The sequence below is a fragment of the Klebsiella sp. P1954 genome (assembly GCF_018199955.1).
GTDB lineage: Bacteria > Pseudomonadota > Gammaproteobacteria > Enterobacterales > Enterobacteriaceae > Klebsiella > Klebsiella pneumoniae.
Genome location: NZ_CP073373.1, coordinates 3,907,807 through 3,923,858 on the forward strand (window position 1 = coordinate 3,907,807; position 16,052 = coordinate 3,923,858).

At 59.2% G+C, this 16,052-nt stretch carries 13 protein-coding genes and 1 pseudogene; 8 read left to right on the forward strand and 6 right to left on the reverse strand.

What is annotated here, in order from left to right; genetic code table 11:
• Window positions 1-8: 8 nt before the first annotated feature.
• From KB890_RS18845 to KB890_RS18855, 3 genes and pseudogenes are all read right to left on the reverse strand, one after another.
• Window positions 9-911 (reverse strand): annotated as a pseudogene (locus KB890_RS18845) (carbohydrate ABC transporter permease).
• Window positions 904-1,794, reverse strand: a complete 891-nt coding sequence (locus KB890_RS18850) for a carbohydrate ABC transporter permease (protein WP_002915995.1) — start codon at window positions 1,792-1,794, stop codon at window positions 904-906. The pseudogene KB890_RS18845 and the gene KB890_RS18850 overlap by 8 nt, the downstream one beginning before the upstream one ends.
• Before the next feature lie 452 nt (window positions 1,795-2,246).
• Window positions 2,247-2,573, reverse strand: a complete 327-nt coding sequence (locus KB890_RS18855; protein WP_002915993.1) for a cupin domain-containing protein — start codon at window positions 2,571-2,573, stop codon at window positions 2,247-2,249.
• Window positions 2,574-2,712: 139 nt separating this feature from the next.
• Here KB890_RS18855 and KB890_RS18860 point away from each other — a divergent pair, with 139 nt between their 5' ends.
• Complete coding sequence (locus tag KB890_RS18860; RefSeq protein WP_004174519.1) at window positions 2,713-3,426, forward strand: aspartate/glutamate racemase; 714 nt, start codon at window positions 2,713-2,715, stop codon at window positions 3,424-3,426.
• Here the strand turns inward: KB890_RS18860 and KB890_RS18865 are convergent.
• Window positions 3,392-4,318, reverse strand: a complete 927-nt coding sequence (locus tag KB890_RS18865; RefSeq protein WP_004181193.1) for a LysR family transcriptional regulator — start codon at window positions 4,316-4,318, stop codon at window positions 3,392-3,394. The two genes, KB890_RS18860 and KB890_RS18865, sit on opposite strands and share 35 nt — an antisense overlap.
• Before the next feature lie 136 nt (window positions 4,319-4,454).
• Here KB890_RS18865 and lysA point away from each other — a divergent pair, with 136 nt between their 5' ends.
• Window positions 4,455-5,717: a diaminopimelate decarboxylase gene (lysA, locus tag KB890_RS18870; RefSeq protein WP_004181191.1), complete on the forward strand. Its 1,263-nt coding sequence runs from the start codon at window positions 4,455-4,457 to the stop codon at window positions 5,715-5,717.
• On the opposite strand, the gene KB890_RS18875 is transcribed toward lysA, so the two are convergent.
• A complete protein-coding gene (locus KB890_RS18875) occupies window positions 5,710-6,711 on the reverse strand; it encodes a LacI family DNA-binding transcriptional regulator (RefSeq protein ID WP_004229436.1) in 1,002 nt (333 codons plus the stop codon). The genes lysA and KB890_RS18875 overlap by 8 nt on opposite strands.
• Before the next feature lie 299 nt (window positions 6,712-7,010).
• On the opposite strand from KB890_RS18875, the gene KB890_RS18880 reads away from it, so the two are divergent.
• The 4 genes from KB890_RS18880 to KB890_RS18895 all read left to right on the forward strand — a co-directional run bounded on the left by KB890_RS18880 (window position 7,011) and on the right by KB890_RS18895 (window position 11,100).
• Complete coding sequence (locus tag KB890_RS18880) at window positions 7,011-8,348, forward strand: PTS sugar transporter subunit IIC (RefSeq protein WP_004174520.1); 1,338 nt, start codon at window positions 7,011-7,013, stop codon at window positions 8,346-8,348.
• Between the two features lie 7 nt (window positions 8,349-8,355).
• Window positions 8,356-9,783, forward strand: coding sequence for a glycoside hydrolase family 1 protein (locus KB890_RS18885; RefSeq protein ID WP_004174521.1), 1,428 nt, complete (start codon window positions 8,356-8,358; stop codon window positions 9,781-9,783).
• Between the two features lie 67 nt (window positions 9,784-9,850).
• On the forward strand, window positions 9,851-10,624 hold the full coding sequence (locus tag KB890_RS18890) for a GntR family transcriptional regulator (protein WP_002915985.1): 774 nt from the start codon (window positions 9,851-9,853) through the stop codon (window positions 10,622-10,624).
• On the forward strand, window positions 10,621-11,100 hold the full coding sequence (locus KB890_RS18895) for a GNAT family N-acetyltransferase (protein WP_002915983.1): 480 nt from the start codon (window positions 10,621-10,623) through the stop codon (window positions 11,098-11,100). The genes KB890_RS18890 and KB890_RS18895 overlap by 4 nt, the downstream gene beginning before the upstream one ends.
• Here KB890_RS18895 and galR read toward each other — a convergent pair.
• Window positions 11,061-12,077, reverse strand: a complete 1,017-nt coding sequence (gene galR, locus KB890_RS18900) for an HTH-type transcriptional regulator GalR (protein ID WP_002915981.1) — start codon at window positions 12,075-12,077, stop codon at window positions 11,061-11,063. The two genes, KB890_RS18895 and galR, sit on opposite strands and share 40 nt — an antisense overlap.
• Before the next feature lie 621 nt (window positions 12,078-12,698).
• On the opposite strand from galR, the gene aas reads away from it, so the two are divergent.
• Together aas and lplT are read left to right on the forward strand one after the other, a co-directional pair.
• Window positions 12,699-14,858: a bifunctional acyl-ACP--phospholipid O-acyltransferase/long-chain-fatty-acid--ACP ligase gene (gene aas / locus KB890_RS18910; RefSeq protein WP_002915977.1), complete on the forward strand. Its 2,160-nt coding sequence runs from the start codon at window positions 12,699-12,701 to the stop codon at window positions 14,856-14,858.
• A complete protein-coding gene (lplT, locus tag KB890_RS18915) occupies window positions 14,851-16,044 on the forward strand; it encodes a lysophospholipid transporter LplT (protein ID WP_002915976.1) in 1,194 nt (397 codons plus the stop codon). Before aas ends, lplT begins: the two co-directional genes overlap by 8 nt.
• The last annotated feature ends 8 nt before the right edge of the window (window positions 16,045-16,052 follow it).

The following is a 16,052-nucleotide window of genomic DNA, read 5'->3' on the forward strand; positions in this document are numbered from 1 at the left end:
TTTCCCTCTTAACCTTTGATTCCGCTGCTGGTCACGCCCTGCACGAAGTAGCGTTGAGCCAGGAAGAAGACAATGATGGACGGCAGAATGGAGATGCTCGCCATTGCCAGAATTTCGTTCCACGGCGCGCCTTCCGTGACGTCGATAGACATTTTTAGCGCCAGCGCGATGGGATACTTATCGACGCTCTAGACGTAGATCAGCGGACCGATAAAGTCGTTCATCGACCACATAAACTGGAACAGCGCCACCGAGATAATGGCCGGCTTGAGGATCGGCACCACCACATACCACAGCACCTGGATGGAGTTGCAGCCGTCGATCTGCGCCGCCTCTTCCATATCGCGCGGCACGCCGCGCAGAAACTGGATCAGCATGAAGACGAAGAATCCCTGGGTGGCGAAGGCCAGCGGCAAGTACAGCGGCAGATAGCTGTTCAGCATCCCCATTTCGCGGAACATCAGGTACTGCGGGATCAGCAGGACGGTGCTCGGCAGCAACATGGTGGTGATAAGCGTTGCGAACCAGAACTTCTTCCACGGGATCTCAAAGCGTGCGAAGCCGTACGCCACGATGGTGGAGGAAATGATCGTTAACACCACTTTCGGGATCACATACTTAAAGGTGTTCAGCATATAGTGGCCGAAATGGTATTCGGTGCCGGTCTTCCAGCCGTTGATAAACCCGTCCCAGGTGGCGTGGGCAGGCCACAGCCCGAGGGTGGTGAAGATCTCATGGTTCGGCTTGAACGAGGCGGAGAACATCCACGCCAGCGGGTAGAGCATCAGCAGGCCGACGAATATCAGCACGACGTAGCGCACCACCCGGCTCACCTTTTCCCGGCGCAGCGTACGGGCGACCTCACGATCGGCGTCGCTCATCACCGGCGCCATCTGTTGAATATCAGCCATTTTTGCCTCCCTTATCGGCGGAGTAGAAGACCCAGTATTTCGATGACTTAAAGGCGATCGACGCAAAGACCGCCACGACGAGGAACAGCACCCACGCCAGCGCGGCGCCATAGCCCATGTCGAAGTACTTAAAGGCGGTATCGTAGATATAGAGTGAGAACAGGTAGGTGTAATAGGTCGGACCGCCGCCGGTTATCACGTACGGGCCGGTAAACTCCTGGAACGCCTGGGTGGTCTGCATAATAAAGTTGAAGAAAATCACCGGGGTGATCAGCGGCACGGTGACCTTCATGAACATCTGCCACTTTGAGGCGCCGTCAATCATTGCCGCCTCATACTGCGACTGCGGAACGTTCTGCAGCGCGGCGAGGAAGATGACCATCGCGGAGCCAAACTGCCAGACGCGCAGCAGGGTGACCGACATCAGCGCCAGGGAGGGTTCCCCCAGCCAGTTGATGGCATCGATGCCAAAGACGGCGAGAAAACTGTTCAGCAGGCCGTCAATGGCGAACAGGGCGCGCCACAGCACGGCAATCGCCACCGAGCTGCCGAGGATCGACGGAATGTAGTAGGCGGTGCGGAAAAAGCCGATGCCGCGCAGTTTGAAATTGAGCACAAAAGCAATGCCGAGGGCGAAAGCCAGTTTTAAGGGGATGGTTAAAAAGACGTAGGCAAAGGTCACCCCCATCGATTTCCAGAACAGGCTATCCTCGGTCAACATATAGCGATAGTTTTCGATGCCGTTAAATACCGGCGGGCTCATCAAGTCGTACTCGGTAAAACTGAGAAAGAAAGATGAAACAAAGGGAAAAGCGGTAAAGACGATCAGCCCGATGATATAGGGCGATATCCATGCCAATCCCAGCAGCTTGTTTTCATTCATACATACCTACCTGGCTTACGAGTTGTAATACGGATCCGGTGACGCCGCGCTGTCGGCCTTTTACGCCTGACAACGCAAAAATGTCTGAACGCTTCCTCTGCTTAACATGTCCTTGTTAATTAATGGGTTATTCTTTAACTGGTCTAGCAGGTAAGGGCTGACAGCCCCTTTTTTTATGCTGAACTGTTTTTTATAAAACACCGTTTTAATTTCATTTTATTGCGATTTGTTTCTGCGTCATGCAGATCAGGATGGAAATGTGATCAAAGTCGAAACGATGTTTCAAAAAGGTGAGGTGGTAAGCATTTTGGCCGTAAAGGGCGCCTGAAAGGAATGAAAAATTAGGCTTAACTGAGCGGGAAATATTATTACCAGGATAATGATTGTGGCAGCATCTTTTTATTGAAGGGCGCCGGGCAGTAACCGGGGACGGCGAACGCCCCCGTTATGGATTAGCCTTCAAGAAAATCTTCGCGAATGGGAGTAAAGGTATCGAGCAGCGTGCCGGGCTGCAGGCAGACGCAGCCGTGCATAATCCCCGGCCGCTTATACAACGTATCGCCGGCGCTGACGACGCGCGTCTCCTCGCCGATGGTGAACTCGAACTCGCCGGAAAGCACATAGGTGAGCTGTTCGTGAGGATGGTTATGCATCGGGCCGACGGCGCCGGCGGCAAAATTCACCTCCACGGCCATCATTTTGCCGTCGTGGGCCAGAATGCGGCGGGTTACGCCATTGCCGAGGTCTTCAAGGGTGGTGTCTTTATGAAAAATAAACATCGGGCGATCCTGTTTTTAAAGTGAAACATTGTTTCATTTAACTTATCCCACTCTTCATGAAAAAGAAATACGCGGCCAGAGAAGTGGAAAGTTGATCACAAGTTTGCTTCACTGGCAGAAACGACATAAGGAGCAGAAGATGAAAACCATTGGCCTGTTAGGCGGCATGAGCTGGGAGTCCACGATCCCCTATTATCGGTTGATCAATGAGGGCGTTAAGGCGCGACTGGGCGGCCTGCACTCTGCCAGCCTGGTGCTGCACAGCGTCGATTTTCACGACATCGAAGCCTGCCAGTCCGCCGGCGACTGGGATCGCGCCGGGGAGATCCTTGCTGAGGCCGCGATCGGGCTGCAGCAGGCGGGGGCCGAAGGCATTGTCCTGTGCACCAACACTATGCATAAAGTCGCAGATGCCATCGCCGCCCGCTGCCAGGTTCCCTTCCTGCATATTGCCGATGCCACCGGACGGGCGATTGCCGCCAAAGGTCAGCGCCGGGTCGCGCTGCTGGGCACCCGCTATACCATGGAGCAGACCTTTTACCGCGGTCGTCTGCAGGAGCAGTTTGCCATCGAGACGCTGATCCCTGAGGCTGACGATCGGGCGCAGATCAATCAGATCATCTTCGACGAACTTTGTCTCGGCACCTTCAGCGAGGCGTCGCGGGATTATTATCTGCAGACGATCGCCGCCCTGGCGGAGCAGGGGGCGGAAGGGGTTATTTTCGGCTGTACGGAGATTGGCCTGCTGGTGCCTGCCGAGCTCAGTCCGCTGCCGGTCTTTGACACCGCGGCGATCCACGCGGAAGACGCGGTCAACTTTATGCTCTCTGCAGGACCGACGCCAGCGGCGTGAGGATCTGCGGCAGACTCTGCTGCAGGTGGGCAACAAAGGCGTCGACCAGCGCCGAGCGCGGGCGGTGGAGAGGGCGGATCAGGCTGACGGTAAACGGCACCTCGACGCTGAAGCGGCGCACCACCACGCCGCTATCGGCATAGTCCAGGGCGGTTAACGGATTCACCACCGAGATCCCGGCGCCGGCGCGCACCATGGCGCAGATCGAGGCCGCGCTGTGGGTTTCGACCACCATCCGCCGTTTAACCTGATGCTCAAGGAACAGGGCGTCGAGCAGCTGGCGATAGCTGTCGGTGCGCGACAGGCTGATATAGTTTTCGCCCTGTAAATCGGCGGGGGTCAGCGTCGCCTGCGCCGCCAGCGGATGTCCGGCGGGCAGCACGCAGACTTCATTCAGCGTCAGCAGCGGGGTGCGTTCGGTGCCCGCGGGGGTATGCAGGGTCTCCGTCAGGCCAAGGTCATGGCGCTGGGCGGAGAGCCACTCCTCCAGCAGCGGCGACTCCTGGGGGACGATCTGCAGGCTGACCTCCGGGTAGCGAGCGAGAAACGGCGGCAACAGCAGCGGCAGAAAGGACTGGGAAAACACCGGCAGACAGGCGATCGACAGCTCGCCCTGGCGGAACTCGCGCAGGCTCTCGGCGGCGCTGACGATACGGTCCAGGCCATACCAGGAGCGCTGAACCTCCTCAAACAAACGCAGGCCCTGCACCGTCGGCTGCAGGCGACCGCGGGTCCGCTCAAACAGCTGCAGGCCGAGCACCTTCTCAAAGCGCGCCAGCTCGCGGCTGACCGTGGGTTGCGAGGTGTGCAGCATTCGCGCCGCTTCGGTCAGGTTGCCGGTGGTCATCACCGCGTGAAAGATTTCGATATGACGCAAATTGACGGCTGGCATGCGGTCTCCGTGAGGCTCGGCTGAAACCATATCATTTTTGCATAGAGTCGCGATAAAACGATATTTTTTATTCGTCTGTCACTGTGGCGTAATCAGAAAAAACAGCGACCAACACACGCACTGCACCGGAGTTCTTATGCCACACTCGCTTTACGCCACCGATACTGACCTGACCGCGGACAACCTGCTGCGCCTGCCGGCGGAATTTGGCTGCCCGGTCTGGGTCTATGATGCGCAGATTATTCGCCGCCAGATAGCCCAGCTCAGCCAGTTCGACGTGGTGCGTTTTGCGCAAAAAGCCTGCTCTAACATTCATATTCTGCGTCTGATGCGTGAGCAGGGGGTGAAGGTGGACTCGGTGTCGCTGGGGGAGATCGAGCGGGCGCTGGCGGCAGGCTACGATCCGCAGCAGAATCCCGAGGATATTGTCTTCACCGCCGATCTGATCGACGACGCCACCCTCGATCGGGTGAAGGCGTTACAGATCCCGGTGAACGCCGGCTCGATCGACATGCTGAGCCAGCTGGGCGAGGTGTCGCCGGGCCATCGCGTCTGGCTGCGCGTCAACCCGGGCTTTGGCCACGGCCACAGCCAGAAAACCAATACTGGCGGTGAGAATAGCAAGCATGGCATCTGGTACAGCCACCTGCCGGCGGCGCTGGAAGTGATGCGACGCTATCAGCTGCAGCTGGTCGGGATCCATATGCATATCGGCTCTGGCGTTGACTATGGTCACCTGGAGCAGGTGTGCGGCGCGATGGTGCGCCAGGTCGTCGACTTTGGCCAGGATCTGCAGGCCATCTCCGCCGGCGGCGGTCTGTCGATTCCTTACCGCGAAGGTGAAGAGGCCATCGACACCGCCCACTATTATGGCCTGTGGAACCGCGCCCGGGAGCAGATCGCGGCCCATCTGGGGCACCCGGTGAAACTGGAGATTGAGCCCGGGCGCTTCCTGGTGGCCGAGTCCGGCGTGCTGGTGTCGCAGGTGCGCAGCGTGAAAGAGATGGGCAGCCGTCACTTCGTGCTGATTGACGCCGGCTTTAACGACCTGATGCGCCCGGCAATGTACGGTAGCTATCACCATATCACCGCTCTGGCGGCGGATGGCCGGGATCTCAGCGCCGCGCCGCAGGTCGAAACCGTGGTGGCCGGGCCGCTGTGCGAATCCGGGGATGTCTTTACCCAGCAGGAGGGGGGCAAAGTCGAGACCCGCCTGCTGCCGGCGGTAGCGCCTGGGGATTATCTGGTGCTCCATGACACCGGCGCCTACGGGGCTTCGATGTCGTCCAACTATAACAGCCGTCCGCTGCTGCCGGAGGTGCTGTTTGATGGCGGCAAGGCGCGGCTGATCCGCCGTCGCCAGACCATCCAGGAGCTGCTGGCCTTAGAGCTTATTTAAAAAAAGGTCCCGTCGTCACCGACTCGCGAAGCACCAGCGTGCCGGTAAACGGCGGGATCGTTTCTATCGGCTGCTGATTGGCAAGCTTGATTGCCTGGTCGATAGCCGTAGTGATCATGTTGTCGATCGGCAGATAAACCGTCGACAGCCCCGGCTCCAGCCATTTCGCGCTTGGCGCATCGTCGAAGCCAAACAGCGACACATCCTGTGGAATACGCAGCCCCGCCTGATGCAGCGCCTTTGACGCCCCCAGCGCCATATCATCGTTACAGGAAAACAGCGCGCTGAAGCGGGCTTTCTCGTCCAGCAGTTCCCGGCACAGTTCGTAGCCGCGAGTCATCGTCGAGTCCCCATACTTCACCCGGCTCGGATCCCACTCAATACCATGTTTTATCAGCGCGTTGCGGTAGCCCTGCAGGCGAGCCTGGCCGGTAGGGGTATGCATCGGGACGGTGATGCAGGCGATATCGCGGTGGCCCTGGGTAATCAGATACTCCACGGCCTGGAAGGCGGCTTCCTGCTGTTCGAAGAACACGCAGCGTTCGCGGGCCTGCGCCACATCGCGGTTAATCACCACCAGCGGCATGGCGATCGAGTTAATCAGCGACATGATCGCCTTCTCGCTCATGTGCCGGGTATAGAGGATGATCGCATCGCACTGCCGGTCGGCGAGCATCTGCACCGCTTCCTCTTCGCGCTCCGGCGTATCATGGCCGTCGGTGACGATAAGCTGCTTTCCCCAGGCTTCGGTCTGGCGTGACGCCTGCTGCAGCAGACGGCCAAAGTAAAAGCCGTCAAAGGTGGAGACGACCAGCCCGATACTATTGCTGGTCTGATTGGCCAGCGAGCGTGCAAGGAAATTGGGCCGGTAGCCCAGCTCTTCCATCGCTTTAAAGACCTGTTGGCGGGTGCTCTCTTTCACCTGACCTGTGCCGTTCAACACGCGGGAAACCGTCGCTTTCGAGACGCCTGCGCGAATTGAGACATCCAGCATTGTAGCCATTCATCGATTCCTGATTTCACGTGGTAAAGCGCAGTTTATCACAGACCGAAAAGGGACATATCGACGGGGCGGGGCGGAAAAACCATCGCGATCACGCTTTTGGCAGGAACTGACGAGCCGACAGACTCTGGTATGCCAATGTCGATTTTATCGGATATTTGGGATACCACTGTGCGCGTTGCGAGCGCTGTCACAGAACTATTTTTGCCTGGCGACTATGTTTTGGTATGCCAAAAGTCTCTGGCTGTTCACCTGGCCGCAATAAGCCCTTTACACTGAGGTACTCTTTTATGGCATTACAGGACAAACTGATCGACGCGCTGGGGCGTTTCGCGACGACATTCAACAGCTATCGCTACATTATGGCGATCAAATCGGCGTTTATTACCCTGATGCCGGTGATCATCGTCGGGGCCTTTTCGGTGCTGATCTCCAATATGGTGCTGGATCCGAAGAATGGGCTCGCCAGCTTTTCCTCGCTCTCCTTTCTTGCGGCGCTGAAGCCGATCACCAGCGCGCTAAACTACGCTACGCTCAACTTCCTCAATATCGGCGCCGTGTTTCTGATCGGTATTGAGCTGGGGCGGATCAACGGCATCAAAAGCCTGTTTCCCGGCCTGTTGGCGGTGATCTGCTTTATCTGCGTCACGCCGACCACGGTAGAGATGATGGTCGATGGCCAGATGCACGTGGTGAAAGATGTCCTGCTGCGCCAGTTTTCCGATACCCGCAGTCTGTTCCTTGGGATGTTCATCGCCATTCTGTCAGTGGAGATTTACTGCTGGCTGGAGGGGCGCAAGGGACTGAAGATCAAAATGCCGGATACCGTGCCGCCGAACGTCTCTGCCTCTTTTTCCGCGCTGATCCCGGCGATCATCACCACCACCGCGATCGCCACCTTTGGTTTTCTCTTTCACCAGCTGACGGGAATGTATCTCTACGATGCGGTCTACCAGGTGGTGCAGCAGCCGCTGGAGCGGGTGGTGCAGAGCCTGCCGGGGATCCTGCTGCTGATGTTCGTCGCCCAGCTGTTCTGGGTGATCGGCATTCACGGCAACCAGATGATCAAGCCGATCCGCGAGCCGCTGCTGCTGGGAGCGATCACCGTCAATATGAGCGCTTTTGAGCAGGGGAAAGAGGTACCGAACATCATCACGATGCCCTTCTGGGATGTCTACATGAGCATCGGCGGCTCGGGGCTGACCATCGGCCTGCTGATTGCGGTGATGATCGCCACCAGGCGCAAAGAGATGAAAGAGATCGCCAAGCTGTCGATAGGCCCGGGGCTGTTCAATATTAACGAGCCGGTGATCTTCGGGATGCCGATCATGCTTAACCCGATCCTCGCCATCCCGTTTATCATCACCCCGCTGGTGACCGGCAGCATCGGCTATTTCGCCACCCTGACCGGCTTCGCCGGCAAGGCGGTGGTGATGGTCCCCTGGACCACGCCGCCGCTGATCAACGCCTGGCTCTCCACCGCCGGCTCGATGGGGGCGGTGGTGACCCAGCTTATCTGCATCGTCGTCGCGGTGCTTATCTATCTGCCTTTCGTCAAAATCGCCTCCCGCCGTGCCGATGCCGCGCAGCGTCAGGTAGACAATCAACAAACCGCCAACCCTGTCTGAGGAGCCTATGACTACCGTACGGATGACCATTCCCGATGATTTTATCCTTGGCGCGGCGGCTTCCGCCTGGCAGACCGAAGGCTGGAGCGGGAAAAAACCAGGGCAGGACTCCTGGCCCGATCTCTGGTACAAAAACGATCGCCACGTCTGGCATAACGGCTATGGCCCGGCGGTGGCCACCGATTTTATCAACCGCTTTCAGGAAGATGTGCAGCTGATGAAGCTGGCCGGGCTGACCCACTACCGTACCTCAATCAACTGGTCGCGCTTTCTGACCGACTATGAAAACGTCACGGTGGATGAGGAGTATGCGGCCTATTACGACCAGCTGTTCGATGCGCTGCTGGCCAACGGCATCACGCCGATGATCTGCCTTGAGCATTATGAATTGCCCGGCTATCTGCTGGAAAAGTATGGCGGCTGGGGGTCGAAAACGGTGGTTGAGCTGTTTGTGCGCTACGCGGAGAAGGTGTTTGCCCGCTACCACCCGAAGGTGACGCGCTGGTTTACCTTTAATGAGCCAATTGTGGTACAGACCCGGGTCTATCTGGATGCTCTGCGCTGGCCCTATGAGCAGAACACCAGCACCTGGATGCAGTGGAACTATCATAAGGTGCTGGCGACCGCCAGCGTCGTGAAGCGGTTTCGCGAGCTCGGCTATCCCGGGACCGTCGGCTGCATCCTCAATCCGGAGGTGACCTACCCACGCTCACGCGCCCCCCATGACCTGCGCGCGGCGGAGATCTACGATCTATTCTACAACCGCATGTTCCTCGACCCGCTGGTGCACGGCGTCTGGCCGCCGGAGCTTCTCGCGCTGCTTGAGCAGCATCAGGTGACGTGGGAGACCAGCGAGGAAGATCTGGCGGTTATCCGCGAGCACACCGTCGATGAGCTGGGGATTAATCTTTACTACCCGCACCGGGTCAAAGCCCCGTCGCGGGCCTGGCATCCGCATACCCCGTTCCATCCGGCCTGGTATTATGAGCCGTTTGAGCTGCCCGGCCGGCGGATGAACGCCTCCCGCGGCTGGGAAATCTACCCGCAAATCATCTTTGATATGGCGATGCGGATAAAAAATGACTATCGCAACATCCCGTGGTTCGTGGCGGAGAGCGGGATGGGGGTGGAAAACGAAGGCCAGTTCCGTAACCGCGAAGGCGTCATCGATGACAGCTACCGCATTCGTTTTATCAGCGAACATCTGTGGCACACCCTGCGCGCCCGCGAGGCAGGGGCCAACTGCCAGGGCTATATGCTGTGGGCGTTTACCGACAACGTATCGCCGATGAACGCCTTTAAAAACCGCTACGGGCTTATCGAAATCGATCTGCAAAACCATCGCGCCCGGCGACCCAAAGCCTCGGCGCACTGGTTTCGTCAACTGGGCGAACGGCGTGAACTGGTGCTGGATATCGATGATGAATACCGCTAGCCGGGGGCAATATTTGCTAAGATAGCGGCGTATTTGACTCGCAGGCATGTAACGCACAGGTGATTTTGTGGAAAAAGCGATAGTTCCGCCGGAAAAGAAGCCCTATCAGGAGATTGGTGATGACCTGCGCGCCCAGATCGCGCAGGGGCGCTACCCGGTCGGGTCGCGTTTGCCGCCGGAACGCCATATTGCCGAAACCTATGGCGTCAGCCGGACCATCGTGCGCGAAGCGCTGCTGATGCTGGAGCTGCAGGGGACGGTGGATATTCGTCAGGGATCCGGGGTGTATGTCATGCGCATTCCCCACGAGAACGACAGCGAAGAGGAGCAGCTGCTCAGCAGCGACGTCGGCCCGTTTGAAATTCTCCAGGCGCGCCAGCTGCTGGAGAGCAACATCGCCGCCTTTGCCGCGAAAATGGCCACCCGCGCCGATATCGACAATCTGAAGCGGATTATTGAACAGGAGCAGCGGGCAATCGCTCTCAACGACACCGCGCAGGATAACGCTCGTCTGTTCCATCTGGTGCTCGCCGGGGCGACGCAGAACCAGATGCTGTTGGCGACGGTAGAGCGGATCTGGCTGCAGATGGACAGCAGCCCGCTGTGGCAGCAGTTCAATGTGCATATTGCCAGCCGCGCCTGGCGGCTGAAATGGCTCGGCGACCGGCAGACCCTGCTCGCCGCGCTGCGGCGTCGCGATGTGATGGGCGCCTGGCAGGCGATGTGGCAGCATCTGGAAAACGTCAAAAACAGCCTGCTGGAGCTGTCCGATGAGGACGCCCCCGACTTTGACGGCTATCTGTTCGACTCAGTGCCGATTTTTCAGGGGAAGCTGGTATGACGATCCTGCCGCTGTACGCTGCGCCGCAGTATGCCCCGCAGGTGACCGACTGGCTGTGGCAGGCCTTTGGCGGCGAGACGCTGCCGCGGCAATTCTTCGCCAGCATCGTGCAGCATAGCCAGACGGCGGAGGCGCTGCCGTTGACCTTTATTGCGGTGGAAGGCGAGCAGTTGCTCGGCACGATTGGCCTCTGGCGCTGCGATTTGATCAGCCGCCAGGATCTGTTTCCCTGGCTGGCGGCGCTGTACGTCGCGCCCGCCGCCCGCGGTCAGGGGCTGGCCGGAAAACTGCAGCGGCATGTGATCGATTATGCCCGCCGCGCGGGCTTTCGGGAGCTCTATCTCTACTCCGCCTGCCGGGATTTCTATGAACGCTTCGGCTGGCGCTACATCGGCGAGGGGCTGGATTACCCGGCCACCGCCGTGCACCTCTATCGCTATGACTTATCGCCTTCCTGCGGGGCGACCACCGAGTGACGACGGACCAGCGTCGGGCTGAACAGATGGGTAATCTCCGGCGCCGGCCGCTGCTCCGCCAGGGCTAAAGCCAGCTCGGCCGCCTGGGTCGCCATCGTGACGATCGGATAGCGGACGGTAGTCAACCGCGGGCGGACATAGCGCGAAATCAGGACATCGTCGAAGCCAATCAGCGAAATCTCCCGTGGAACGTCGATGCCGTTGTCATTCAGCACCCCCATCGCGCCGGCGGCCATCGAGTCGTTATAGCAGGCGACGGCGCTAAAGTGGCGGCCGCGGCCAAGCAGTTCGGTCATCGCCTGTTCGCCGCCGCTTTCATCCGGCTCGGCAAACGTGACCAGCCGGTCGTTGCACGGCAGGCCGCTCTCCTCCAGCGCCGCGTAGTACCCCTGCAGCCGATCTTCCGCATCGGAGATATCATGGTTTGAGCACAGATAGCCGATACGCGTGTGCCCCTGCTGGATCAAATGGCGGGTCGCCAGCCAGGCGCCGTAGCGGTCGTCCAGCGCCACGCAGCGGGTTTCATATCCGGGCAGGATGCGGTTGATCAGCACCATGCCGGGGATCTGTTTCATTAACCCCGCCAGTTCCTCATCGGGGATCATTTTGGCGTGCACCACCAGCGCCGCGCAGCGATGGCGGATCAGCTGCTCTATCGCCTGGCGCTCCTTCTGCACGTTGTGGTAGCCATTGCCAATCAGCAAAAAATTGCCGGTGCGGTAGGCCACCTGTTCGACGGCTTTGACCATCGCGCCGAAGAAGGGGTCGGAGACATCGCCCACCACCAGACCGACGGTTTCCGTTGACTGCTGGGCCAGCGCCCGGGCGTTCGCGTTGGGGTGATAGTTCAGGGTTTCCATCGCCGCGCCCACGGACTGACGCGAAGCTTCGCTGGCTTTGGGAGAGTTGTTGATGACGCGGGAGACGGTAGCGACGGAGACTCCTGCGAGTCGGGCTACATCCTTAATAGTCGCCATACCATGCCTTTTCTAGGGTAAGCGTTTACATACTGCTATGTTACGGGAAAGAGCGGCAGATTCAAGGCGCGGCGGCGAAGGAATGGCGCAAATGTGATTCAGCGCGGGCTTATCGGTGACCTGTTTACATTGACGCGATCGGTAATTGAAACCGGCGCAGGGAAATACAAACCTTTGCTTACACTTTGCGATGCGCTGTTGCGAATGTTCGCTGGTTTGTTCGCGGATCCGGTTGATATTCTGGCTATCCCAGAGGTATTGATAGGTGGAGTCAACGTCACGTTGACCACTTTACTTACACCAGCCTGCGCAGATGCGCAGGTTTTTTTTTGCCCGCTATCGGCGTTGTTACAGATAGCGAAAATCGTAATACCTCGTTGCACTTAGGCTCACTCCCTTGCGTTTTCCCGCTGGCCCGTTACGGCCAAAAAACGTGACAATCGAGATCCCAGAGGTATTGATAGGTGAGTTTCTCAGGTACGCTCTTCGTACTGAACGTCTTACACCGACCTGCGCGGATGCGCAGGTTTTTTTTATTCCGAAAATCCCCCCGCTGCACTGCTTTCCCATGCCTTCTCGTGTAACCTGCTTTGACTCATCAACCGGTCACATGGAGTTGTTATGCTTTTGGGATTTTTCAGACTGCTGTTCAAGGGGTTATACCGGGTCAGACTGACCGGCGACACGCAGGCTTTATACCAGCAAAAGGTCTTAATCACCCCGAACCACGTCTCTTTCCTCGACGGCATTCTGCTGGCGCTGTTTTTGCCGGTCCGACCGGTTTTTGCGGTCTATACCTCAATCAGCCAGCGCTGGTTTATGCGCGCGCTGACGCCGATTATCGATTTTGTGCCGCTGGACCCGACCAAGCCGATGTCGATCAAACATCTGGTGCGCCTGATTGAGCAGGGGCGGCCGGTGGTTATTTTCCCGGAAGGGCGAATTTCGGTCAGCGGCTCGCTGATGAAAATTTATGACGGCGCCGCCTTTGTCGCCGCCAAATCGCAGGCGACCATTGTGCCGCTGCGTATTGAAGGCGCCGAACTGACGCCCTTCAGCCGGCTGAAGGGGCTGGTGAAACGTCGCCTGTTCCCGCGTATTCAGCTGCATCTCCTGCCGCCCACCCATCTGCCGATGCCCGAGGCGCCGCGCGCCCGCGACCGGCGGAAGATCGCCGGGGAGATGCTGCATCAGATCATGATGGAAGCCCGGATGGCGGTGCGCCCGCGGGAAACCCTGTATGAGTCGCTGCTGGCGGCGCAGGACCGCTTCGGCGCGCGCAAACCCTGCGTGGAGGATATCAACTTCCAGCCGGATACCTATCGCAAGCTGCTGACCAAAACCCTGTTTGTCGCCCGCATTCTGGAAAAATACAGCCAGCCGGGCGAGAAGATCGGCCTGATGCTGCCTAACGCCGGCATCAGCGCGGCGGTGATTTTCGGCGCTATCGCCCGCGGGCGTATTCCGGCGATGATGAACTATACCGCCGGGGTGAAAGGGCTCAGCAGCGCGATAGCCGCCGCGGAGCTCAACACCATTTTCACCTCGCGCACCTTCCTCGATAAAGGCAAACTCTGGCACCTGCCGGAGCAACTGACCCAGGTGCGCTGGGTATTCCTGGAAGATCTTAAAGGCGATATCACCCTCGCTGACAAACTGTGGATTTTTGCTCATCTGCTGGCGCCGCGTCTGGCGCAGGTTAAGCAGCAGCCGGAAGACGCGGCGATGATCCTCTTCACCTCCGGTTCAGAGGGCAATCCGAAAGGGGTGGTGCACAGCCATAAGAGTCTGCTGTCCAACGTCGAGCAGATCAAAACTATCGCCGACTTTACCGCCAATGACCGCTTTATGTCGGCGCTGCCGCTGTTCCACTCTTTTGGCCTCACCGTCGGCCTGCTGACGCCGCTGCTTACCGGGGCGGAAGTGTTTCTCTATCCCAGCCCGCTGCACTATCGCGTGGTGCCGGAGCTGGTCTACGATCGCAACTGTACGGTGCTGTTCGGCACTTCGACCTTCCTCGCCAACTATGCCCGTTTCGCCAATCCGTACGATTTCTACCGCCTGCGCTACGTGGTCGCCGGGGCGGAGAAGCTGCAGGAGAGCACCAAACAGCTGTGGCAGGATAAATTCGGCCTGCGCATTCTCGAAGGCTATGGCGTGACCGAGTGCGCGCCGGTGGTCTCGATTAACGTGCCGATGGCGGCGAAGGTCGGCACCGTGGGCCGCATCCTGCCGGGGATGGACGCCCGCCTGCTGGCGATGCCAGGCATTGATCAAGGGGGGCGGCTGCAGCTGAAAGGGCCGAACATCATGAAAGGCTACCTGCGGGTGGAAAACCCCGGCGTGCTGGAAGCGCCTGCGGCGGAAAACCAGCACGGCGAGATGGAAGCGGGCTGGTATGACACCGGGGATATCGTTACCTTCGACGAGCAGGGCTATGTCCGCATTCAGGGCCGCGCGAAGCGCTTCGCCAAAATCGCCGGCGAGATGATCTCCCTCGAGATGGTGGAGCAGGTGGCCCTCGGCGCGTCGCCGGACAAAATGCACGCCACGGCGATTAAACAGGACGCCAGCAAAGGCGAGGCGTTGGTGCTGTTTACCACCGATAATGAACTGACTCGTGAAGCCCTGCTGCGCTACGCTCGCCAGCACGGCGTACCGGAGCTGGCGGTGCCGCGAGATATACGCTGGCTGAAACAGCTACCGGTGCTCGGCAGCGGCAAGCCAGACTATGTCACCCTGAAAAATATGGTCGACGAGGCGGAAACAACCCATGAGTGAGTCAGTACATACTAACCCTTCGCTGTACTCGAAAGGGATGCTGGCGGTGATCTGCGCTCAGTTCCTGTCGGCCTTCGGCGACAATGCGCTTCTCTTCGCCACCCTGGCGCTGATGAAGCAGCTCTATTATCCGGAGTGGAGCCAGCCGGTCTTGCAGATGTTGTTTGTGGGCGCTTACATCCTCTTTGCCCCCTTTGTCGGCCAGTTCGCCGATAGCTTTGCCAAAGGCCGGGTGATGATGGTGGCCAACGGCCTGAAACTGCTCGGCGCCGGCTGCATCTGCTTCGGCGTCAATCCGTTTATCGGCTATACGCTGGTGGGGATTGGCGCCGCCGCCTATTCGCCGGCCAAGTATGGCATTCTCGGCGAACTCACCACCGGCGATAAGTTAGTGAAGGCTAACGGACTGATGGAGTCCTCGACCATCGCGGCGATCCTGCTGGGCTCCATGGCCGGCGGGATCCTCGCCGACTGGCACGTGCTGGCGGCGCTGATCGTCTGCGCGCTGGTCTACGGCGGGGCGGTAGTGGCTAACCTGTGGATACCCAGGCTGCCGGCAGCGCGTCCGGGGCAGTCGTGGCGTTTTAAGCCAATGACGCACAGCTTCTTCAGCGCCTGCCGGACGCTGTGGCGCAACGGCGAAACCCGCTTTTCGCTGATGGGCACCAGCCTGTTCTGGGGCGCTGGCGTGACCCTGCGTTTCCTGCTGGTGATCTGGGTGCCGGTGGCGCTGGGCATTACCAGCAACGCCATGCCCACCTATCTTAATGCGATGGTGGCGGTGGGGATTGTGCTGGGTGCCGGGGCGGCGGCGAAGCTGGTGACCCTGGAGACGGTGTCGCGCTGTATGCCGGCCGGGATTTTGATCGGTATCGCGGTGATAGCCTTTGCGGTGCAGCAGTCGCTGCTGCCGGCGTTCGGTCTGCTGCTGCTGCTCGGGGTGTTCGGCGGGTTCTTTATCGTACCGCTGAACGCGCTGCTGCAGGAGCGTGGGAAACATTCGGTCGGGGCAGGTAACGCCATTGCGGTACAGAACCTCGGTGAGAACGTGGCGATGCTGCTGATGCTGGGGCTCTATTCCCTGGCGGTGAGCGTGGGCGTTCCACCGGTCGCCGTGGGGATAGGCTTTGGCGCGGTATTCGCCGTGGCCATTGCCGCGCTGTGGGTCTGGGGGCGGCGTAAATAACCTCCCGG